Here is a 21341-nt window from a genome sequence, read left to right on the forward strand (position 1 = left end):
GCGCGGCTTACAGCGGCCCCATCACCTTGCCCTGAAAACCGTAGACGGCGCGATCACCCGCGAGCGCCACCAGCTCGACGGTGCGCGTCTGGCCCGGCTCGAAGCGCACCGCGGTGCCGGCCGCGATGTTCAGGCGAAAGCCGCGCGCGGCCGCGCGATCGAACGACAGTGCGTCGTTGACTTCGAAGAAGTGGTAGTGCGAGCCGACCTGCACCGGGCGGTCGCCGGTGTTCGCGACGACGAGCGTCAGCGTCGCGCGGCCCGCGTTCAGTTCGTGTTCGCCGTCGTCGGTGAGGATTTCGCCGGGGATCATGCGGGGCCTCACGGAATCGGGTGATGGACGGTCACGAGCTTCGTGCCGTCGGGGAAGGTCGCCTCGACCTGGATGTCGGGAATCATCTCCGGCACGCCGTCCATCACGTCGTCGCGCGTGAGCAGCGTCGTGCCGTAGTGCATCACCTCGGCGACCGTCTTGCCGTCGCGCGCGGCTTCCATCAGCGCGGCGGTGATGAAGGCGACCGCCTCCGGATAGTTGAGCTTCAGGCCGCGTGCGCGACGGCGCTCGGCCAGCAGCGCCGCCGTGAAGATCAGCAGCTTGTCCTTCTCGCGGGGAGTCAGTTTCATGAAGGCAAACGTTCAGGAAAACGTAATTTTTATCGGTGCGTGCGCAACGGGGCGGACGTGTGGGTCATCGTAGCACCGCGCTGTTTTGCGTGCGTCGTGTATCGGTTATGTAAGGAGCAAGGCGCGTGCCATGTGCATCAGACGCAGTGCGATGCGCGCTCGTGGTGCGCGATGCATGCGCAGCGTGCAGCCCCGGCAGCGACGTTGCGCCGAAACGGTGCGTGGCGGCCGCGCTCAGGTTTGCCAGAGGCGCAGCGGCCGTGCGTCGACGCCGTGCACGATCGGCCGCAGGTGCAGCCAGCAGTCGGTGAAGTGCCGTTGCAGCGCTTCCATCGACGTCGACAGTGCTCGGACCAGCACGACGCCCGGTGTCACGCAGGTTGCGCCCGCGCGCAGCGTGGCATCGAACGGCATCCGCGCGGCGAGCGATTCGGCGAGCGCGGCGTCGCACGCGGCACCGGCGGCCCACAGCGTGCCGTACGCCGGAAAGCCGGCCAGACCCTGCAGCGCGCCGCGCAGCGGGTCGTGCGCATCGAGCAGCGCGCGTTCGGTCCACAGCGGCCGGCCGTCGGCAGCGATGAGCGCCGACGTCGACGCGATGCGGCCCGCCGACCAGGTTTCGCCGGCCGCCTGGCGGCCGAGCTGCGTCGCGTCCCAGCCGATCGCGCTGGCGCCCGCGCCGAGCTTGACCGTGAAATCGAGCGAAGCATGCGCCGCGTCGAAGAACAGGTTGTTCTGCGGCAGCCAGTCGAGTTTCGCGTGTTCGCCGACCGTGATGCCGATGCGCTGCGTCGCGTCCAGCCCGTTCGACTTGTACCACTTGGTCGCGCCGGGTGTCGTCAGCACCGCGTGCGTGCCGTCGCCGAGCGCGATGTCGATGTCGAGCCGGTCGCCGCCCGCGACGCCGCCCGGCGGATGGACGATCACCGCGTGGCAGATCGCGTCGCCTTCCGGATACAGCGGCCGCTGCACGCGCAGCGGGCCGTCGTGCAGCCGGTGCGCGAGCGTCGTGCGCGCGCCGTGCCGCTCGAAGCCGAGTTCGAGGCGGCCGCGCCACGATTTGGCGACGGCGGGGCGGGACAGCGGGGCATGGGAATCGGGGGCGGACATCGGCGGGAAGCAGGGGACGGGCGCGGGGAACGAGGATGCTACCGCAACAATATACGCTTCGGTACCCGCGTTGCAGCGCGTGGCAACGCCGGTCCCGCGCCGTGCCGCTTCGCCGGCGCGCGCCCGACATGTGCCGTTTGACGAGGCGCCGAATCGATGGCCGGGGGCGACGCCGCGCCGAGCCACCTTCCCGGCTACACCGCGATCAGCTCGCGCACGCCGTTCGCTTCCATCTCGTGCGCGTCGCCGCCCGCGACGATCTCGCCGCGGCTCATCACCCAGTAGCGGTCGGCGATCGATTGGGCGAATTCGTAATACTGTTCGACGAGCAGCACGGTCATCTTCGATTCGTCGACGAGCTGGCGCAGCGTGCGGCCGATGTCCTGGATGATCGACGGCTGGATGCCTTCGGTCGGCTCGTCGAGGATCAGCAGCTGCGGCTCGCTCATCAGCGCACGGCCGATCGCGAGCTGCTGCTGCTGGCCGCCCGACAGGTCGCCGCCGCGTCGCGCGCGCATGTCCTTCAGCACCGGGAACAGGTCGTAGATGCGGTCGGGCACTTTCGACGGCGCCTTGCGGCTCGCCGCGCCGACGAGCAGGTTTTCCTCGACGGTGAGCCGCGGAAAGATGTCGCGGCCCTGCGGCACGTAGGCGAGCCCGGCCGCGACGCGCGCATACGGCGGCATCGCGCCGAGCGCCGTGCCGCGCCACGACACGCTGCCGCTCTTCGCGGCGACGACGCCCATCAGGCAGCGCAGCAGCGTGCTCTTGCCGACGCCGTTGCGGCCGAGCAGCACGGTGAGCTTGCCGTCGTCGGCGGCGAGGCTCACGTTGCGCAGGATATGGCTGCCGCCGTAGTACTGGTTCAGTGCATCGATCTTCAGCATCGCATCATCGTCCAAGATAAGACTCGATCACCGCGTCGTCGCGCTTGACCTGGTCGAGCGTGCCTTGCGCGAGCACCGCGCCTTCGGCCATCACCGTCACGCGGCCCGTGTCGCCCGCGAGTGCCGCGACGAATTCCATGTCGTGCTCGACGACCATCATCGAGCAGGTGCCGCGCAGCGTGTTCAGCAGTTCGGCGAGTTCCATCGTCTCGTGGTCGGTCATCCCGGCCGCCGGCTCGTCGAGCAGCAGCAGCGCGGGGCGCTGCATCAGCAGCATGCCGATCTCGAGCCGCTGCTTCTGCCCGTGCGACAGCTCGCCGGCCGCGCGAAAGGCCTGGCTTTCGAGGCCGATCAGCGCGAGCGTCTCCTCGATCTTCGTCTGCGCAGTGCGATCAAGCTTTGCACGCAGCGACGCAAGCCAGCCCTTGTCGGTCTGCATCGCGAGCTCGAGGTTCTCCCATACCGGATGCTGTTCGAACACGGTCGGCTTCTGGAACTTGCGGCCGATGCCCGCGCGTGCGATCTCGGGCTCGTTCATCCGGGCGAGGTCGATCGTCTGGCCGAGAAACACCTTGCCCGCGTCGGGACGTGTCTTGCCGGTGATCACGTCCATCATCGTCGTCTTGCCCGCGCCGTTCGGGCCGATCACGCAGCGCAGCTCGCCCGCGTCGATCGCGAGCGACAGCTTCTTCAGCGCGCGGAAGCCGTCGAAGCTCACCTCGATATCCTCGAGGTAGAGGATCGTGCCGTGCGACGTGTCGATGCCGGGCGGCACCACGCGCCCCATCGACGCGGTGCCGCTGACGGCAAGCAGCTCGTCTTCGGGCGGCGGCGGCGTGAACTGATAGAGAGCCGTTCCGTTCATGCGCGTTTCCCCTTCGCGAGCACGGTTTCGACGAGGCCCATGATCCCGCGCGGCAGCAAGAGCGGCACGAGCACGAAGATCAGGCCGAGGAAGAACAGCCAGTATTCGGCGAAGTACGCGGTAAACAGGCTCTTCGCGCCGTTCACCGCGAACGCGCCGACGATCGGCCCGATCAGCGTGCCGCGCCCGCCCACCGCGACCCAGATCGCCATCTCGATCGAGTTGCCGGGCGACATCTCGCCGGGGTTGATGATGCCGACCTGCGGCACGTACAGCGCGCCCGCGATGCCGCACAGCACGGCCGACACGGTCCACACGAACAGCTTGTACGCGAGCGGGCTGTAGCCGAGGAACATCAGCCGCGTCTCGCCGTCGCGCACCGCGGTGACGACGCGCCCGAGCTTGCTCGTGACGATCGCGCGCGCGGAGATGAACGCGAGCACGAGCGTCGCGAACGTCAGCAGCAACAGCACCGTGCGCGTGCCGGGCGACGTGATCGCGAAGCCCGCGATGCGCTTGAAGTCGGTGAAGCCGTTGTTGCCGCCGAAGCCCGTCTCGTTGCGATAGAACAGCAGCATCGCGGCGAACGTCATGGCCTGCGTGATGATCGACAGGTACACGCCCTTCACGCGCGAGCGGAACGTGAAGAAGCCGAACACCCACGCGAGCACGGCCGGCACGAGCACGACGAGCGCGAGCGCCCACGCGAGATGCTGCGTGCCGCTCCAGTACCACGGCAACTGGTGCCAGTCGAGGAACACCATGAAGTCGGGCAGGTCGCTGCCGTACTTGCCGTCGCGGCCGATCTCGCGCATCAGGTACATGCCGATCGCATAGCCGCCGAGCGCGAAGAACAGCCCGTGGCCGAGGCTCAGGATCCCGCAGTAGCCCCACACGAGATCGAGCGCGAGCGCGGCGATCGCGTAGCACATCAGCTTGCCGGTGAGCGTCATCGCGTACGCGGACAGATGGAACGCGCTCGACTCGGGCGCGACGAGTGCGGCGAGCGGCACGCCGATGCCGATCGCGAGGCACAGCGCGATCAGCGCGAGCCACGCGCGCCGCGACAGCAGCGCGGGGCGGGGCGGCAGGCCGAGCGCGAAGCGCTCTTCCGCGCGTGCGGCGGCAGCGGGCTTCGGCGCATCAGCGGCCGGGTTCGACAGGGAATGGGTGAATGAAGTCACGTCAAGCCTCCGCACTGCGGCCCTTCGGGGCGAACATGCCCTGCGGACGTTTCTGGATGAACAGCACGATCATCACGAGCACCGCGATCTTCGCGAGCACGGCGCCCCAGAACGGCTCGATCGCCTTGCTCGCGAGGCCGAGCCCGAAGCCGCCGAGCACGGTGCCGGCGATCTGCCCGACCCCGCCGAGCACGACCGCCATGAACGAATCGATGATGTAGTTCTGGCCGAGGTCGGGGCCCACGTTGCCGATCTGCGACAGCGCGCAGCCGCCGAGGCCCGCGATGCCCGCGCCGAACGCGAATGCATACGCGTCGACGCGCGCGGTTTTCACGCCGACGCACGCGGCCATCCGGCGGTTCTGCGTGACCGCGCGCACGAACAGGCCGAGCCGCGTCTTCGTCAGCACGGCCCATGCGACGAATACGACTGCGAGCGCGAAGGCGAGGATCGCGAGCCGGTTGTACGGCAGGATCAGGTTCTGCATCACGGTCACGCCGCCGCTCATCCACGACGGGTTCACGACCTGCACGTTCTGCGCGCCGAACAGCATCCGCGTTGCCTGGATCAGGATCAGGCTCACGCCGAAGGTGGCGAGCAGCGTCTCGAGCGGGCGGCCGTACAGGTGTCGCAGCACGAGCCGTTCGAGCACGATGCCGACGAGCGCGGCCGTCACGAACGACACCGGCACCGCGACGAGCGGATACCAGTCGAACGCGCCGGGCGCGTAGCGCTGGATCAGCGTCTGCACGACATAGGTTGCGTACGCACCGATCATCAGGAATTCGCCGTGCGCCATGTTGATCACGCCGATCAGCCCGTACGTGATCGCGAGGCCGAGCGCGGCGAGCAGCAGCACGCTGCCGAGCGACAGTCCGGCGAACAGCGTGCCGACGATCTCGCCGCGGCGCTGCAACGCGTGCAGCGTGTCGAGACCCTGCTGCGCGGCGTCGCGCACGCGCGCGTCGGGTTCCGCGTAGCTGCCGTCGGCGTTCTTCGCGACGAGCGGGCGCAACTGCTCGATCATGTCGAGGTCCTGGCGCGCGGCCACCAGCTGCACGGCGTCGAGGCGCTTCGCCGGATCGGCATCGTGCAGCGCGGCAATCGCCCACAACGCGTCGAGGCGGCGCTTCAGCGCGGGGTCGGTTTCCTTTGCACGCGCGCGGTCGATCATCGGCTTGAGCGCCGGGTCGGGCGATTTCAGCAACGCATCGATCGCGTCGCGGCGAGCGGCGACGTCGGGCGACGCGAGCGCGAGCCCCGACAGCGCGCCCGCGATCTTCGTGCGCAACAGGTTGTTCAGCATCACGGGCTGCGCGTCGCCGGCCGGCGTCGCGGCCTGCGTGAGCGCGTCGTGTGCGGTGTCGCCGGTCTGGATCAGCAGGCGGCCGTCGCCGGTGGCGAGCGCGTCGCCGGTCGACAGCGCGTTGAGCAGCGCGACGGCGCGCGGATCGGAGTCGGCGGCGAGCCGTTCGATCGCGGCCGTCTTCGCGTCGAAGTCGTCGCCGGCGAGCGCGGAGGTATCGGTGGCCGTCAGCGCGAACGCGGCGTGCGGCAACCCGCCCGCGAGGGCAGCGCACGCGACGATCGCGGCGGCGGCTCGGCGAAAGCGTGTAGGCATCGGGAAATCCTGTCGGGCGTGGGGAAGCGGATGCGGGCGGCGATGCGCGGGCGTATGCGGTTCATCACGGCAAGCGCGGCCGGCGCATCGGGTTCGGCGTCGGCGTGCGAGCGGCACGTCGCGCTTCACGCGCGACGTGCCGCCCTGCATCAGGCGAGCGCCGCGCGCTGCCGGCGCAGGAACGCCGGGATCGACGTGACGATGTCCGGCTTGCCCTGGTTGCCCGCGATGAACGGGCTCCACGGTTGCGCGCGTACCGCGGTCTTGGTCTTCCACACCACGTTGAACTGCCCGTCGCCGCGAATTTCGCCGATCATCACCGGCTTGTGCAGGTGATGGTTGCCGTCCATCGCGAGCGTGAAGCCCGACGGTGCGGCCACCGTCTGGCCGATCATCGCGACGCGCACCTTGTCGACGTCGGTGCTCTTCGCCTTCTCGACGGCCTGCTTCCACATGTGGATGCCGACGTAGGTCGCTTCCATCGGGTCGTTGGTCACGCGCTTCGCGCCGCCCGGCAGGTTGTTCGCCTTCACCCACGCGGCGAACTGGTCCTTGAACTTCGTGTTGGTCGGATTCTTCACCGACATGAAGTAGTTCCACGCGGCGAGGTGGCCGACGAGCGGCTTCGTGTCGATCCCGCGCAGCTCTTCCTCGCCGACCGAGAACGCGACGACCGGCACGTCGGTCGCCTTGATCCCCTGGTTGCCGAGCTCCTTGTAGAACGGTACGTTCGAGTCGCCGTTGATCGTCGAGATCACGGTCGTCTTGCCGCCTTGCGAGAAGTTCTTGATGTTCGCGACGATGGTCTGATAGTCGCTATGGCCGAACGGCGTGTAGACCTCCTGAATATCGGCGTCCTTCACGCCCTTCGATTTCAGGAACGCGCGCAGGATCTTGTTGGTCGTGCGCGGATACACGTAGTCGGTGCCGAGCAGGAAGAAGCGCTTCGCGCCGCCGCCTTCGGCGCCCATCAGGTACTCGACGGCCGGGATCGCCTGCTGGTTCGGCGCGGCGCCCGTGTAGAACACGTTGCGCGACATTTCCTCGCCTTCGTACTGCACCGGGTAGTAGAGGAGGCCGTTCAGTTCCTCGAACACCGGCAGCACCGACTTGCGCGACACCGACGTCCAGCAGCCGAACACGCACGCGACCTTGTCCTGCGTGAGCAGCTGGCGCGCCTTCTCCGCGAACAGCGGCCAGTTCGACGCGGGATCGACCACCACGGGCTCGAGCTTGCGGCCCATCACGCCGCCGCTCTTGTTGATGTCGGCGATCGTCATCAACGCGGTGTCCTTCAGCGACGTCTCCGAGATCGCCATCGTGCCCGACAGCGAGTGCAGGATGCCGACCTTGATCGGGCCGGTGCCCGCGTCAGCCGCGTGTACGAACGGGCTCTTGCCCGCGAGCGCGAGTGCGCCGGCCATCGAACCGAACTTCAACAGACTGCGACGTTTCATCGGGATCCCCTTGTCGTGTTGGATATGCGTGCGCCTTGAAGGCGTCGGCCAACGAGTAACGCAAGGCATGTGCCAGTCGTGCGGATGCACGTCCGGCGTGCCTGCGCGGGACGATGCGGAGCGTCGGGACGGTGCGCATGACGCGTCGTGCAGCATGCGCGGTCCGTCGCGGTGCAGGTTCACGGGCGCAAATGGTGCACGGTCGGGGTTCCCCGTTCCGGTGCCTGCACCTGCACGCGATACGGAACCGTCGTGCACCATGACTTCGCACTACTCGGGCGCGGGCGCGGCGCAGCGCCGTTGGGGTGATTGACCGGAGCGGAAAAGAGCAACGGGCACGCGAATGCGTGCCCGTTGGGGGGATCAGTGCGGCCGTCGGCAGGGTACCGATCGGCGAGGCGGCGCGTGATGCGCCGCGGGCAGGATCAGTAACGCGGTACGGCCGGATCGACGTCGCGCGACCACGCGTCGATCCCGCCTTGCAGGTTGTACAGCTTCGTGAAGCCGCGCGATTCGAGGAACATCGCGACCTGCGCGCTGCGCATCCCGTGATGGCACACGCAGACGATTTCCGCTTCGTCGTCGAGCTCTTCGCTGCGCGCGGGAATCTGCTGCATCGGGATCGATACGCTGCCAGCGATGTGCGCGGTCGCGATTTCCCACGGTTCGCGCACGTCGAGCACGACCGGCGCGGGGCGCGCCTTGTCGCCGAGCCATTCCGCGAGCATCGCGGCCGTCAGGATCTGCATGGTGGCTCCGCCGCTCAGAACTTGAAGCGCGACGGCTCGATCGCGTTGACGAGGTGGTCGATGTACGTTTCGAACACGTCGGCGACACGGTACTGCTTGTCGTCGATGCGCGTGATGATCTGCGCCTTCATCACCGGACGGCCGCCGACGAATGCCGCGAGGCGGCCGCCGACCTTCAGCTGTTCGAGCATTTCCTGCGGCACGACGGGCAGGCCCCCCGCGACGCAGATCACGTCATACGGCGCCTTGCCGGCCCAGCCGCGCGAACCGTCGCCGAGGACGACTTCCGCGTTGGTCACGCCGTCGTTGCGCAGGTTGTCTTCCGCGAACTTCGCGTTGGTCGGGTCGATCTCGACGGCCGTCACGTGCTGCGCGCGGTGCGCGAACAGTGCGGCGAGATAGCCCGAGCCTGCGCCGATCACGAGCACGTTCTCGTGCTTCTTGACCGTCAGCTCCTGCAGCACGCGCGCTTCGACGCGCGGGAACAGCATCTTGCTGTTGCCGCCGGGCAGCGGCAGTTCGAGGTCGGCGAACGCGAGATCGCGGTATTCGGCCGGAACGTAGTTTTCACGCTTGACGATCGACAGCAGGCCCAGGACGTCGAGATCCAGCACGTCCCACGGCCGGATCTGTTGTTCGATCATGTTGAAACGCGCGTTTTCGATATTCATGGTGTGGTCACGCAGCCTCGTCGGCCATCAGCGGGGATAGAGAAACTTCGTGATTGTACCAAACGGGGCGGCCGCGAAGCCTTCAGGCGGCCTGCAACAGACCTTTACCCCTTGCTCTTCTTGATCTGCGCCTCGAACGCGAGGTCGAGCTTGCTCGCCTTGCGCGGCTTTTTGGGGCCGAATTCGTCGACGAACTTGACGAACTCGTCGAGCGGCAGCGGCTCGCAGCGCTTCTCGGCGGTGCCGCCGGAGCGGTCGACGAGATAGAACAGGCCGCCCGCCATCGCGACGGCCGCGAATTGCGGGTTGCCGGAGCGGGTCTTCAGGCGTTCGACCGCGTGGGTCGCTTTGGTGGTGCGCATCGTGCGGAATCTGGCGGGGCGTAAGCCCCACACTGTATCAAACCGGCCGCCCGCGTGCGGCCGGCCGGGCCCGTCGGGCTCAGACCGTGCGCGAGTAGCGCTGCTGCGGCGTCTGGCCGAGATACGCGTCGAATGCCATCGCGATGTTGCGCACGACCATCCGGCCGGCCGGATGGATCGTCAGGCGGTCGGCCGCGATCGTCAGCAGCCCGTCGTGCTCGAATGGGCGCAGCGCGTCGAGTTCGCGCGCGAAATGATCGGCGAAGCGGATGCCGTGCGCGGCCTCGACATGCGAGAACGGCAGGTCGAGGTTGCACATCAGCTGCGTGATCACGTCGCGGCGCAGCCGGTCGTCGGGCGTGAGCCGCACGCCGCGCGCGATCGGCAGCCGGCCCGCGTCGAGCGCGGCGCCGTAGGCGGGCAGGTCCTTCGCGTTCTGCGCGTAGACGTCGCCGACCTTGCCGATCGACGACACGCCGAACCCGACGAGATCGGTATCCGCGCGGGTGCTATAGCCCTGGAAATTGCGCTGCAGCGTGCCGTTCTTCTGCGCCCGCACAAGCTCGTCGGACGGCCGCGCGAAGTGATCCATCCCGATGTACACGTAGCCGGCCGACGTCAGCATGTCGATCGCGAGGCCGAGCAGCGCGATGCGCGTTTCCGGCGGCGGCAGCGTCGCGTCGTCGATCTGTCGCTGCATCTTGAACAGGTGCGGCATGTGCGCGTAGCCGAACACCGACAGCCGGTCCGGTGCGAGTTCGATGATCGTTTCCAGCGTGCGCGCGAACACGGACACGGTCTGGTGCGGCAGCCCGTAGATCAGGTCGACGCTCACCGAATGAAAGCCCATCGTGCGCGCGGCGGAGAGCAGGTCGGCCGTCATCGCCAGCGGCTGGATGCGGTTGATCGCCTGCTGCACGACCGGATCGAAATCCTGCACGCCGAGGCTCAGCCGGTTGAAGCCGATGTTGCGCAGGTGGACGAGCGTCGCGGGCGTGACCGTGCGCGGGTCGATCTCGATCGAGAATTCGGCGTCGGCATCCGGCGCGAGCATGAAGTGCTCGCGGGTGGCCGCCATCAGCTCGGCTGTTTCGTCGTCGGACAGGAAGGTGGGCGTGCCGCCGCCCCAATGCAACTGCGTGACCGGGCGCGCGGGATCGAACAATGCGGCCTGCAGCGCCATCTCGCGCTTGAGCTGGTCGAGGTACGGGCGCGCGCGGCGGTGGTTGTTGGTCGCGATCTTGTTGCAGCCGCAGTAGAAGCATGCGGTGTTGCAGAACGGGATGTGGAAGTACAGCGACAGCTCGCTCGACGACGCGCCGGGGTCGCTTGCCGCGCGCGCATAGTCGGCGGGGTCGAAATCGTCGCGGAACTGCAGCGCGGTGGGGTACGACGTATAGCGCGGCCCGTTCGCGCCGTATTTCGCGAGCAAATCGGGACGGAACAATGTGTCGGCAGAACCGGAACGCATGATGGTCTCGCGCTTTTTTAGATGCTTTCGAGTATATAAACGCGCGATTCGGCTGCATTGTGTAATAACGTCGCAGCCGGCGATGGCACAATGCGGGGTGGGGCTGCCGGCACCGCGTCCGGTTGCCGCACCGTTTTTTGTTGTTCGTTCGAGAGAGCCGAGTGTCCGTCGAATTGCCTGTCCGCCCGGCGTCAGCCGTCCCGCCGCCGCATGCGTGCCGCGAGGGCTGCGGCGCGTGCTGCATCGCGCCGTCGATTTCCAGCCCGATTCCGGGCATGCCCGACGGCAAGCCGGCCGGCGTGCGCTGCGTGCAGCTCGGCGACGACCTGCGCTGCCGGATCTTCGGCCGCCCCGAGCGGCCCGCGTGCTGTTCCGGGCTGCAGCCGGCCGCGGACATGTGCGGCGCGTCGCGCGACGACGCGCTCGCGTGGCTCACGCGTCTCGAGGCCGCGACGCGGCCGTCGCAACCAGGAGAGTGTTCAGCATGACCGCATCTTGCGCGCCAGGCCGGCGCCGTTTTCTCGCCGCGACCGTCGGCGCCATCGGCGTGACGCTCTCGCTTGCCGCGTGTGCGTCGACGTTCCCGTTCATCCCCGATCACTACACGTTCTCGCGCGGTGACGTGCAGAAAGCCGTCGCGCGCAAGTTCCCGTACCAGAAGACGGTCGCGCAGGTCGTCGACGTATCGCTCGCGAACCCGGCCGTCAACCTGCTTCCCGACCAGAACCGCGTGGCCGTGCAACTCGACGCGCACTTCGTGAGCCCGTTCCTGCGCGCGCCCGTCAGCGGCAAGTTCACCGTGTCGGGCCAGCTGGCTTACGACGCGCCGAGCCGCTCGGTCGTGCTGAGGTCGCCGGCCGTCGACAGCCTCGCGCTCGACGGCGATGCGCAGATGTACGCGCAGCAGGTCGGCGCGGCCGCCGGCCTGCTCGCGACGCAGTTGCTGACCAACTATCCGATCTACACGTTCAAGCCCGAACAACTGCAGTTTGCCGGGGTGAACTACGAACCCGGTACAATTACGATTCTTACAAACGGCATACGCGTGGCGATCGTCGAAAAATGACGACGCACCGCGCTCGGCCGGAGGGGGGCCGCGCGTGGAAGAGTGGCCCATTCATTCGACCATTTCGGAGTTGGGCCACGGATGGACTGGATCCTGATCTGCAAGGCTTTGATCCTCGGCGTCGTCGAGGGGCTGACGGAATTCCTGCCGGTGTCGAGCACCGGTCACCTGATCGTCGCGGGCAGCTTCCTGAATTTCAACGATTCACACGCGAAGACGTTCGACGTCGTGATCCAGTTCGGCGCGATCCTCGCGGTGTGCTGGGAATACCGGCAACGGATCGCGTCCATCGTGTCCGGGCTGCCGAGCCGGCCCGACGCGCGGCGCTTCACGCTGAACGTCGTGATCGCGACGATTCCCGCGATCGCACTCGGCCTGCTGTTCGAGAAGAAGATCAAGGCCGTGCTGTTCTCGCCGGTCCCCGTTGCGTTCGCGCTCGTCGTGGGCGGCGCGATCATCCTGTGGGCCGAGGCACGGCAGCGCGAGCGCAGCGAGCCGCCGCGCGTGGTGTCGGTCGATGCGCTGACGCCGCTCGATGCGCTGAAGGTCGGTATCGCGCAGTGTTTTGCGCTGATTCCCGGCATGTCGCGCTCGGGCTCGACGATCATCGGCGGGATGCTGTTCGGCCTCGACCGGCGGGTCGCCACCGAATTCTCGTTCTTCCTCGCGATCCCGATCATCTTCGGCGCGACGCTCTATGAAACCGTCAAGGACTGGCAGGCGTTCACCGTCGATTCGCTCGGCCTGTTCGCGCTCGGGCTCGTCGCGGCATTCGTCAGCGCGTTCGTGTGCGTGCGCTGGCTGCTGCGCTACGTCGCGACGCACGATTTCACGGTGTTCGCGTGGTACCGGATCGCGTTCGGGTTGTTCGTGCTGCTGGTCGGGTACAGCGGCTGGCTGAACTGGGCGTGACGCGAACACGAAGGCCGGCGCGCCTTCCATGAAAAAAGCCCGATCGGCGTAGGCCGGTCGGGCTTTTTCTTGTCCGGAGCGGGGCGGCGTGTGCCGCCGCGGCCAGAGGGCTCAGGCTGCGCGCTTGCGGAACACCAGGTCCCACACGCCGTGGCCGAGCCGCAGCCCGCGCCGTTCGAACTTCGTCACCGGGCGGTAGTCGGGGCGGGGCGCGTAGTCGGCGGCCGTGTTTTCGAGCGTCGGCTCCGCGCCGAGCACGTCGAGCATCTGTTCCGCGTAGTTCTGCCAGTCGGTCGCGCAGTGAATGTACGCACCGGGCTTCAGGCGCGACGCGAGATGCGCGACGAGCGGCGGCTGGATCAGCCGGCGCTTGTGGTGGCGCGCCTTGTGCCACGGGTCGGGGAAGAAGATGTGGACGCCGTCGAGGCTTTCCGGCGCGAGCATGTGCTCGAGCACTTCGACCGCGTCGTGCTGGATGATGCGGATGTTCGGCAGATCCTGTTCGCCGATCAGCTTCAGCAGCGCGCCGACGCCCGGCTCGTGCACCTCGACGCCGAGGAAGTCGTCGCCGGGGCGGTTCGCGGCGATTTCCGCGGTCGATGCGCCCATGCCGAAGCCGATCTCGAGGATGCGCGGTGCGCTGCGGCCGAACACGGCGTTCCAGTCGGGCACTTCCGGCGCATACGGCACCACGAAGCGCGGGCCGAGTTCGTCCATCGCGCGGCGCTGGCCGGTCGACACGCGGCCGGCGCGCGTCACGAAGCTGCGGATGCGGCGGTGGTGCAGCGGATTGACTGCGTCGGCGCCTTCGGCGGCTTCATCGGGAATGGCGTCGTCGTGCGGCGGCAGGCCGGCTTCGTTCGGATCGTCGTGCATCATCGGTGACAGAGAAAGGCTCGGTTGCGGGCGAGGGCCCGTTGCGCGCAGCAGTGCGCCGGGGGAACCGGCACATGGTACAAAAAAGCCGCCTTCGACGAGGCGGCTCATGCGCAGGCTGCGATGCAGCCGGAAAGTGGAGCGGGCGATGGGAATCGAACCCACGTCATCAGCTTGGGAAGCTGAGGTAATGGCCATTATACGACGCCCGCAGAACGCGCAATTCTACAGGGTTTGGCCGGGACGTGGCAAGTGGGCTGTTTTGGACGGTGGCTTCAAGGCCCGCACGACGCGAGGGAGGTGCGGTGGCACCGCCGGAAATGGTCGTCAAAAAGGGATCGGCTGGACGTGTCAGGAATTTCGTGTGCTGAGGCCGGTTAAAAATCTCAGCTGATGGCGGAGGTGAATCGCTCGCCGAACAGAATGGCGAACTGATTGACTGCTTGCCGCCAGGTGATAGGCGGCATCTTCCAATCCTTTTCGATGTTGCGCAAGGCAAGAAACAGCAGTTTGCTGGCGGCTTCGTCGCTCGGGAAGTGGCCGCGATTCTTTACGATCTTGCGCAACTGCATGTGCATGCTCTCGATGGCGTTGGTCGTATATACGATTCGACGCACCTCGGGCGGATAGGCGAAGAAGGGTATTACCTGCTCCCATTGGCGCTGCCACATGGCCGCGACGGTGGGGAATTTGCGGCCCCACTCGCTTTGCGCAAAGGCATCCAGCGCCGCTGCCGCCGCCTCGGCCGTGGCGGCCTGGTAGATCGGCTTGATCGCGGCGGCCAATGGCTTGCGGTCCTTCCAGCTCGCCAGATTCAGCGAATTGCGGATCAGATGCACGATGCAGGTCTGGATCTGGGCGGCCGGATAGACCGCCTCGATCGCTTCGGGAAAGCCGCGCAAACCGTCGACCACCGCGATCAGGATGTCGTGCAAACCGCGGTTCTTCAGCTCGTTGAAGACCTTCAGCCAGAACTTGGCGCCTTCGGTTTGCTCGATCCACAAACCCAGTACTTCCTTGCGGCCGTCGGCGCGGATGCCCAGCGCCAGATAGACCGCTTTGTTCTTGACCGTGCCTTCGTCGCGTATCTTCAGTCGCAGCGCGTCAAAGTACACGATCGGATACATGGCCTCGAGCGGGCGTTGCTGCCATTGCTCGACGTCGGCCAGCACCTCGTCGGTGACTGTCGAAATTAGGTCGGGCGACACCTGCAGTCCGTACAGTTCCAGCAGATGGCCCTGAATCTCGCGCACGCTCATGCCGCGCGCATACATGCTGATGACGTGGTCGTCGAAGCCAGGCAGCCGGCGTTGATACTTGCCGACCAATTGCGGCTCGAACGTCGCCTGCCGATCGCGCGGAATATCCAGCTTCAGCTCGCCGTTGGGCGTCAGGACCGTCTTGGGGCTGGTGCCGTTGCGGTGGTTGCCGGCCTTGCCTTGCTCGGCCTCGGCTTCGAGATGGTGGCTCAACTCGGCTGCAAGCATGCGCTCGGCCAGCTGCTTCTTGAGCTGGCCGGCCAGGCCCGATTCGCCCAGGATCGACTCGGCGTCCTTGCTCTGTACCTGGGCAAGCAGTTGATCGATTAGCTCATCGGGGAACAGCTTCGGCGCCTTCGGGTTCTTGCTCTTCTTGGTCACTGTTACATCGGTCATAGGACGTTATTTCCGTTATCGTCTCATGACCTCGGCACACTAAAAATCTGACAGGCTCGATCGGCTGGAAGCGGTTCGTCGGCGCAACGCGCAACGCGGAGCCGAACGAACGGCGGAATGCCCGCCCGCAGGCCCGTGTCGAAAATAGACGAGTCCGCGTCGGAAGCATACAAGTCCCCACCACGCTTTCGAACTAACGTGACAGGCCTCTCATACGATCGTTAGTCTGGAGCCGACATGTCCGATTTCATCACCGTTCTGCGCGAAACCTGCCCGACCCCCGTCCTTGATGCGACCAAGTGGAAGCGCATCGGCGGCGATCCGCACACCGTGAACCTGAACGCCTACCTCTCGAAGGACGGCAGCAAGATCATGGGCACCTGGATCTGCACGCCGGGCAAGTTCGAGGTGAACTACGAAAAGTGGGAGTACTGCCACTTCCTCGACGGCTACTGCATCATCAAGCCGGAAGGCGAGGAGGCGGTGCACCTGAAGGCCGGCGACGTGTTCGTGATCGAACCCGGCATGAAAGGCACGTGGGAAGTGGTGGAAACGGTGCGCAAGTACTTCGTCTTTGCCTGAGCGGGCCGGTTGATTCGCTCCACGCATACCTGCGTCGCCCGAACCCTTTCCGGCTCCCGGAGCCGGGAGGGCAAGCGGAGGATTCCGGCTCAATAGCACTCGTTCCGGAAACAGCTCGCCGAGCGTGATCGCGTTTCTTTCAGCGAGGCTGAGCAGGCGCACATATCAAGCGTTGCTCCCGAAAGGGCCGGAAGTACCGAGCGTGCCGATTGCATGGTCTGACGTCGCTCCCGGCGCGGCCGCCGGATACCCATTGCCACTCGCCTGCGCCATTGCACGGCGCCGGTGTTAATCTTCCGCCCATTCCCGCAGCCGCCCCCGACCCCAAAGGCCTCCCATGGAAAGCTGGACGATCGGCATCCTGCTCGGCATGACCACGATCCTCGTGCACACCGCGGCGCTGGTCGGCCTGGCGGTCGTCGCGCGCCGGCTTCGCGAAGCGCTCGACGTGCGCCGCGACGACATCCACCAACAACTGCGCCAGGTGACGGGCATCATCGCGCTGATCTGTATCGCGCTCGCGCTTCTGCATACGCTGGAGGCGATCGCGTGGGGCGCGACCTTCGTGCAGGTTGGCGCGATCGGTTCATTCGGCGATGCGCTGTTCTTCTCGATCGACACGATGTCGACGCGCGGCGCGTCAGGCATCGTGCCCGCCGCGAACTGGCGAATGCTCGGCGCGATCGAATCGTCGTGTGGCGTGCTGCTGTTCGGGATGTCGACCGCGTTCATCTTCGCCGTGATCCAGGCCGATTTTTCGGCAATCACGCAGCGGCTGCAGCGCGATCGTCCCCCTCGGTAGCGCACGCCTGCAGCCGGCGCCGCCAGCGCCTATGATGCAGCGGTTCGCCCATCGTTCCGGCCGCATCGCGTACCTCGTGCGCCAGCGCCTCGGCCGTCACCTTCGGAACCCCGACCATGCGCATCACCGCGATCCACGAACGAGCGATTCCCGTGTCCCGCTATGCCGATCCGGCGATCCCGTCCGGCGGCCTGACGACGAGCATTGTCGCGGTCACCACCGATGTCGTGCGCGATGGCCGCCCGGTGACGGGCTACGGCTACGCGTCGATTGGCCGTTTCGCGCAGGGCGGCCTGATTCGCGAACGGTTCGCGCCGCGCCTGCTGGCCGCGGCCGACACGCTCGCCGACGAAGCCGGCACGAACCTCGACCCGTTCCGCGCATGGCGCGCGATGATGGCCGGCGAGAAGCCGGGTGGACACGGTGAACGGTGTGTCGCAGTCGGCACGCTCGACATGGCGATCTGGGATGCTGCCGCGAAGATCGCCGATGTGCCGCTCGCTCGCTTTCTCGCCGACCGACTTGGACGCACGGCCGCCCCAAGCGTGCGTGTGTACGCCGGCGGCGGCTACCGCTATCCGCATGACGATCTCGTGCGTCTGTCGGACGAGATGCGCCGTATCGCCGATCTCGGCTACACGCACGCGAAGATCAAGATCGGCGGCGCGGATCTCGAGCAGGACCGCAGGCGCATCGAAGCGGCCGCAAGGCAATTAGCGGACAGTTCGCACCTCGCGGTCGACGCGATGAACACGTACGACGCGACGACTGTCGGCGCGGCCACCGCGATGCTCGCGCCGTTCGATCTCTGGTGGTTCGAGGACATCTGCGATCCGCTCGACCTGCCGCTGCAGGCGGACATCGCCACGCGCTACGCACCGCCGATCGCGGCCGGCGAGGCACTGTTCTCGCTCGCGGAAGCGAAGCTGCTCGACCGCTACGGCGGCCTGCGCCCCGAGCGCGACGTGCTCGTGTTCGATCCGGTGCATGGCTATGGACTGCCGGGCTATCTGCAGATCGTCGAACACTTTGCATCGCGCGGCTGGCGGCGCGATGCGTTCTGGCCGCATGGCGGCCACCTGTTCTCGCTGCACGTCGTCGCGGCGCTCGGGCTCGGCGGTGCGGAAGTCAGTCCGTTCGCGTTTCATCCGTTCAGCGGACTGGCCGATGGCGCAAGCGTCGACGCCGGATACGCACGCGTGCCGCAGGCGCCGGGCATCGGCTTCGAGCTGCATGCCGGCGCGCACGACGTGTTTCGCACGTTATCGAGCCGCTGACGCCTGTAGCGCGCCGATCGCGAAACGCACCGCGAATCCGAGCATCATCGCCGCGACGAAGCAATCGAGTACACGCCATGCGAGCGTGCGGGCGAACCAAGCGCGGCATGCGCGTGCGCCATACGTGAGTATCAGGAACCACGCGAGCGAAGCGGTCATCGCGCCGATCGCAAATGGCGCGCGTGCGGCCGGCGTGTGGCTCACGATCACGGTGCCGAGCAGCAGCACCGTGTCGATCCACGCATACGGATTGAGCAGCGAGACGGCGGCGGTCACGAGCACTGTGCGCGAGCGCGTGGGTTCGCTGCCCGTGCGCGGACCGTCGACGTGCTCCGGCTGTCGTCGCCGGATCGCCGAGCGCAGCGCGAGCAGGCCATAGCCGGCGAGATACGCGATGCCGGTCCACAGCGCGGCCGATACCACGCCGGGATGTCGCGACAGCAACGACGACAACCCGTGCGCGCCGAGCGCGATCAGCAGCGCGTCGCTGCCTGCGCAGACGAGGGCGATGGAAAGCAGATGGGGGCTCGAGATCGAGCGCTTGATGACGAAAGCGTCCTTGGGGCCGACGGACGTGAACAGTCCGGCGCCAAGCAGCAGGCCTTCGATGAAGGCAGAGGTGTCGAGCACGAGCGGGCCGACAACCTCTTAAGCTGAACCGGTGATGGTTACGATGAACGAAACCTTAAGGGGCGCCCGAGAGCATTGTCAATGCCCTTTCGGGTGCCCGGCCGCCCACTCGGGCCGCTGCCCGAGCGTGTCGAACAGCCGGACGATCTCCGCTTTCACCTTCTGCACCGCGTTGCTGACGAGCGCCGTATCGTGCCAGCACAGCGACAGGTCGCGCGCGAACAGCCGGTGCGCGACCGTCGACAGCTTGAGCTTGCGTTCCTCGATCTCGACGTGCGCGGCCGTCCACGGCAGGATCGTCACGCCGAGCTGCGCCATCACGGCCGCGAACAGCAGCCCGGTCGAGCTCGCCTCGAAGCTGATCTCGTACGACAGCCCGGCCTCGCGCATCGCCCAGTCGACGCGGTTGCGGATCGTGTTCGGCGCGCTCGGCAGCACGAGCGGCATCTGCGCGATCGCGTCGAGCGGCACGGGATCGTCCGGCACCGGGAACCCGGGCCACGTGATCAGGTACAGCGTTTCCGTCAGCAGCCGGTGGACCGCGATGCCGCGCGTGTCGACCGCGTCGACGACGATCGCGAGATCGAGCCGCGTGCGTTCGAGCAGCGTGTCGAGATCGGCGCTCGGCGCCTCGATCAGCTCCAGCATGATGCCCGGGTAGCGGTCGCGCACCGCGCGGGCAAGCGGGATGGCCAGCACGCGCGCGGTGCTCGACGGCATGCCGACCGTCACGCGGCCCTGCGGCGTGTCGGCATCGCGGCGCAGCAGCTCGCGCGTGCCGTCGGCCTGGCGCAGCAGCTCGAGCGCGTGCTGGTACAGCGTGCGGCCGGCTGCGGTCGGCGCAACGCCGCGCACGCTGCGTTCGAGCAGTTGCATCCCGAGATCCTGTTCGAGATTGCGCATCTGCTGGCTGACCGCCGGCTGCGCGACATGCAGCGCCTCGCTCGCATGCGTGACGTTGCCGCATTCGACGACCTTCACGAAATAGCGCAACTGCCTCAAGTCCATCGTCGCCCCCTCCCGATTCGAGCCATAAGCGAATCCGATCGAGCAAGATGAATATCATATTTTTCCCCGATCGATGGTGTTTCTATACTCGTCTCACAAAAGAGCCAGCCTCCCGGCCATCCCGGACCGGACGCGGCAAAAGCGCCGGCCCGGCCGGCAAGGAGACGAAGATGTTCAAGGCGATCGACGCGCCGGCGGCCGGCGCGAAGCCGCGGCGCACGCCGCTCACGCGCGAGCAGGTCAAGGGCTTCTGGGCCGTGTATGCGGGCTGGGTGCTCGACGGCGTGGATTCGGTGATCTACGCGCTGGTGCTGATTCCGGCGCTGACCGAGCTGCTGCCGGCGTCCGGCATCGCGGCGACGCCCGCGAATCTCGGGATGTACGGCTCGATCCTGTTCGCGCTGTTCCTGATCGGCTGGGGGCTGTCGTTCATCTGGGGCCCGCTCGCCGACCACTTCGGCCGTGTGCGCACGCTCGCCGCGAGCATCCTGATCTACTCGGTGTTCACCGGCGCAGCCGCGTTCGTGCACGACGTGTGGGCGCTGGCCGCGTGCCGGCTGATCGCCGGGATCGGCGTCGGCGGCGAATGGGCGCTAGCGGGCACCTACGTCGCCGAGAGCTGGCCGGAAGACCGCCGCAAGATGGGCGCCGGCTACCTGCAGACGGGCTACTACTTCGGCTTCTTCATCGCGGCGTGCCTGAACTACACGATCGGCGCGACCTACGGCTGGCGCGCGATGTTCCTGTGCGGCCTCGCGCCTGCGCTGCTCGCGGTGTTCACCGTGATGCGCGTGAAGGAGCCCGGCCAGTGGCGCCGGCATGATGCACGCGACGGCGACGTGGCCGACGCACGGCGCGCGCATCCGCTGCGCGAGATCTTCGCGCCGGCCTTCCTGCGTCGCACGCTGACGAGCGCAAGCCTCGTCGGCGTCGCCATCGTCGGGCTGTGGGCCGGTTCCGTGTACGAGGCGAGCGCGGTCAGCACGCTGGCGGCGCGTGCGGGCATCGATCACATCGGCGCGATGCGGCTTGCATCGATCGGCGCGGCGATCCTGTCGTGTGCGACGATCGCCGGCTGCCTGGTTGCGCCGTGGCTCTCCGAGCGGCTCGGCCGGCGCACGGCGCTCGGCGTGTATTTCGCGGGCATGGCCGCATCGATCGTGTTCGCATTCGGCTGGGCGTTCTACCAGCCGAACGGGCTCGCGGCGTTCATGGTGTCGCTCGCGTTCCTCGGTTTCTTCGGCGGCAATTTCGCGATCTTCTCGCTGTGGCTGCCCGAGCAGTACCCGACGCGCGTGCGGGCCACCGCGTTCGCGTTCAACGCGTCGGTCGGCCGCTTCATCGGCGCAGGCGTGAATTTCCTGCTCGGCGCCGCGATACACGGTTACGGATCGCTCGGCGTGCCGGTCGCATGGACCGCAGCCGTGTTCGGGCTCGGCATCCTGATCCTGCCGTTCGCGGTCGAAACGCGTCACCAGACGCTGCCCGAATGAGCGGCACGCCGCGAACGCTCGGCATCCAGCCACACCCAG

Annotated in this window: 23 protein-coding genes and 1 tRNA gene; 7 read left to right on the forward strand and 17 right to left on the reverse strand. The window is 67.3% G+C overall.

Annotation, left to right across the window (positions count from 1 at the left end; all coding sequences use genetic code 11):
* Window positions 1-7: 7 nt before the first annotated feature.
* The 12 genes from CFB50_RS04610 to hemN all read right to left on the reverse strand — a co-directional run bounded on the left by CFB50_RS04610 (window position 8) and on the right by hemN (window position 11001).
* Window positions 8-313, reverse strand: coding sequence for an urease subunit beta (locus CFB50_RS04610; RefSeq protein WP_046545089.1), 306 nt, complete (start codon window positions 311-313; stop codon window positions 8-10).
* Between the two features lie 8 nt (window positions 314-321).
* Window positions 322-624, reverse strand: a complete 303-nt coding sequence (gene ureA / locus CFB50_RS04615) for an urease subunit gamma (RefSeq protein WP_006406310.1) — start codon at window positions 622-624, stop codon at window positions 322-324.
* Window positions 625-858: 234 nt separating this feature from the next.
* Complete coding sequence (locus CFB50_RS04620; RefSeq protein ID WP_089445083.1) at window positions 859-1734, reverse strand: urease accessory protein UreD; 876 nt, start codon at window positions 1732-1734, stop codon at window positions 859-861.
* Window positions 1735-1928: 194 nt separating this feature from the next.
* Entirely contained in the window at window positions 1929-2621 is a 693-nt protein-coding gene (gene urtE, locus CFB50_RS04625) for an urea ABC transporter ATP-binding subunit UrtE (protein WP_089446032.1), read from the reverse strand.
* A gap of 4 nt (window positions 2622-2625) precedes the next feature.
* Window positions 2626-3486 carry an urea ABC transporter ATP-binding protein UrtD gene (urtD, locus tag CFB50_RS04630; RefSeq protein WP_069247331.1) on the reverse strand — a complete coding sequence of 287 codons (861 nt, stop codon included), beginning with the start codon at window positions 3484-3486 and terminating at the stop codon, window positions 2626-2628.
* A complete protein-coding gene (gene urtC / locus CFB50_RS04635; RefSeq protein WP_089445084.1) occupies window positions 3483-4670 on the reverse strand; it encodes an urea ABC transporter permease subunit UrtC in 1188 nt (395 codons plus the stop codon). Before urtC ends, urtD begins: the two co-directional genes overlap by 4 nt.
* 1 nt (window position 4671) lies before the next feature.
* Window positions 4672-6291 (reverse strand): urea ABC transporter permease subunit UrtB, encoded by a 1620-nt coding sequence (gene urtB, locus CFB50_RS04640; RefSeq protein WP_089445085.1) that lies wholly within the window; start codon window positions 6289-6291, stop codon window positions 4672-4674.
* Between the two features lie 149 nt (window positions 6292-6440).
* Window positions 6441-7748: an urea ABC transporter substrate-binding protein gene (gene urtA / locus CFB50_RS04645; protein ID WP_069247333.1), complete on the reverse strand. Its 1308-nt coding sequence runs from the start codon at window positions 7746-7748 to the stop codon at window positions 6441-6443.
* Window positions 7749-8173: 425 nt separating this feature from the next.
* Complete coding sequence (locus CFB50_RS04650) at window positions 8174-8497, reverse strand: rhodanese-like domain-containing protein (RefSeq protein ID WP_089424695.1); 324 nt, start codon at window positions 8495-8497, stop codon at window positions 8174-8176.
* 14 nt (window positions 8498-8511) lie between these two features.
* Entirely contained in the window at window positions 8512-9168 is a 657-nt protein-coding gene (locus tag CFB50_RS04655) for a protein-L-isoaspartate O-methyltransferase family protein (protein ID WP_069247335.1), read from the reverse strand.
* Window positions 9169-9272: 104 nt separating this feature from the next.
* Window positions 9273-9530, reverse strand: a complete 258-nt coding sequence (locus tag CFB50_RS04660; RefSeq protein WP_006488573.1) for a hypothetical protein — start codon at window positions 9528-9530, stop codon at window positions 9273-9275.
* A 79-nt stretch (window positions 9531-9609) separates the two neighbouring features.
* The gene (gene hemN, locus CFB50_RS04665) at window positions 9610-11001 is read right to left on the reverse strand and encodes an oxygen-independent coproporphyrinogen III oxidase (RefSeq protein WP_089445086.1); all 1392 of its coding nucleotides are present in this window, start codon (window positions 10999-11001) and stop codon (window positions 9610-9612) included.
* A gap of 173 nt (window positions 11002-11174) precedes the next feature.
* On the opposite strand from hemN, the gene CFB50_RS04670 reads away from it, so the two are divergent.
* The 3 genes from CFB50_RS04670 to CFB50_RS04680 all read left to right on the forward strand — a co-directional run bounded on the left by CFB50_RS04670 (window position 11175) and on the right by CFB50_RS04680 (window position 12979).
* Window positions 11175-11489 (forward strand): YkgJ family cysteine cluster protein, encoded by a 315-nt coding sequence (locus CFB50_RS04670; RefSeq protein WP_069249234.1) that lies wholly within the window; start codon window positions 11175-11177, stop codon window positions 11487-11489.
* The gene (locus tag CFB50_RS04675) at window positions 11486-12067 is read left to right on the forward strand and encodes a DUF1439 domain-containing protein (RefSeq protein ID WP_046545096.1); all 582 of its coding nucleotides are present in this window, start codon (window positions 11486-11488) and stop codon (window positions 12065-12067) included. The genes CFB50_RS04670 and CFB50_RS04675 overlap by 4 nt, the downstream gene beginning before the upstream one ends.
* A gap of 81 nt (window positions 12068-12148) precedes the next feature.
* On the forward strand, window positions 12149-12979 hold the full coding sequence (locus tag CFB50_RS04680) for an undecaprenyl-diphosphate phosphatase (RefSeq protein ID WP_046545097.1): 831 nt from the start codon (window positions 12149-12151) through the stop codon (window positions 12977-12979).
* 111 nt (window positions 12980-13090) lie between these two features.
* Here the strand turns inward: CFB50_RS04680 and trmB are convergent, their stop codons facing one another.
* The 3 genes from trmB to CFB50_RS04695 form a co-directional block, all read right to left on the reverse strand.
* Window positions 13091-13858: a tRNA (guanosine(46)-N7)-methyltransferase TrmB gene (gene trmB, locus CFB50_RS04685; RefSeq protein WP_089445087.1), complete on the reverse strand. Its 768-nt coding sequence runs from the start codon at window positions 13856-13858 to the stop codon at window positions 13091-13093.
* A 134-nt stretch (window positions 13859-13992) separates the two neighbouring features.
* Window positions 13993-14067 (reverse strand) — tRNA-Gly (locus CFB50_RS04690).
* A gap of 174 nt (window positions 14068-14241) precedes the next feature.
* Window positions 14242-15510, reverse strand: a complete 1269-nt coding sequence (locus CFB50_RS04695) for an IS256 family transposase (protein WP_089445088.1) — start codon at window positions 15508-15510, stop codon at window positions 14242-14244.
* A 237-nt stretch (window positions 15511-15747) separates the two neighbouring features.
* Here CFB50_RS04695 and CFB50_RS04700 point away from each other — a divergent pair, with 237 nt between their 5' ends.
* The 3 genes from CFB50_RS04700 to CFB50_RS04710 all read left to right on the forward strand — a co-directional run bounded on the left by CFB50_RS04700 (window position 15748) and on the right by CFB50_RS04710 (window position 18171).
* Window positions 15748-16092 carry a cupin domain-containing protein gene (locus CFB50_RS04700; protein WP_089445089.1) on the forward strand — a complete coding sequence of 115 codons (345 nt, stop codon included), beginning with the start codon at window positions 15748-15750 and terminating at the stop codon, window positions 16090-16092.
* A gap of 337 nt (window positions 16093-16429) precedes the next feature.
* On the forward strand, window positions 16430-16894 hold the full coding sequence (locus CFB50_RS04705; RefSeq protein ID WP_089445090.1) for an ion channel: 465 nt from the start codon (window positions 16430-16432) through the stop codon (window positions 16892-16894).
* A gap of 116 nt (window positions 16895-17010) precedes the next feature.
* On the forward strand, window positions 17011-18171 hold the full coding sequence (locus CFB50_RS04710) for a mandelate racemase/muconate lactonizing enzyme family protein (protein WP_089445091.1): 1161 nt from the start codon (window positions 17011-17013) through the stop codon (window positions 18169-18171).
* Here the strand turns inward: CFB50_RS04710 and CFB50_RS04715 are convergent.
* Both CFB50_RS04715 and CFB50_RS04720 read right to left on the reverse strand, forming a co-directional pair.
* Entirely contained in the window at window positions 18157-18801 is a 645-nt protein-coding gene (locus tag CFB50_RS04715) for a LysE/ArgO family amino acid transporter (RefSeq protein WP_089445092.1), read from the reverse strand. The genes CFB50_RS04710 and CFB50_RS04715 overlap by 15 nt on opposite strands.
* A 78-nt stretch (window positions 18802-18879) precedes the next feature.
* The gene (locus CFB50_RS04720; RefSeq protein WP_089445093.1) at window positions 18880-19809 is read right to left on the reverse strand and encodes a LysR substrate-binding domain-containing protein; all 930 of its coding nucleotides are present in this window, start codon (window positions 19807-19809) and stop codon (window positions 18880-18882) included.
* Window positions 19810-19979: 170 nt separating this feature from the next.
* Between CFB50_RS04720 and CFB50_RS04725 the strand changes: the two genes are divergently transcribed.
* Window positions 19980-21302 (forward strand): MFS transporter, encoded by a 1323-nt coding sequence (locus CFB50_RS04725; RefSeq protein ID WP_089445094.1) that lies wholly within the window; start codon window positions 19980-19982, stop codon window positions 21300-21302.
* Window positions 21303-21341: the final 39 nt, after the last annotated feature.

Origin of the sequence: Burkholderia sp. AU33423, from assembly GCF_002223135.1 — a bacterium.
Taxonomy (GTDB): Bacteria; Pseudomonadota; Gammaproteobacteria; order Burkholderiales; family Burkholderiaceae; genus Burkholderia; species Burkholderia lata_D.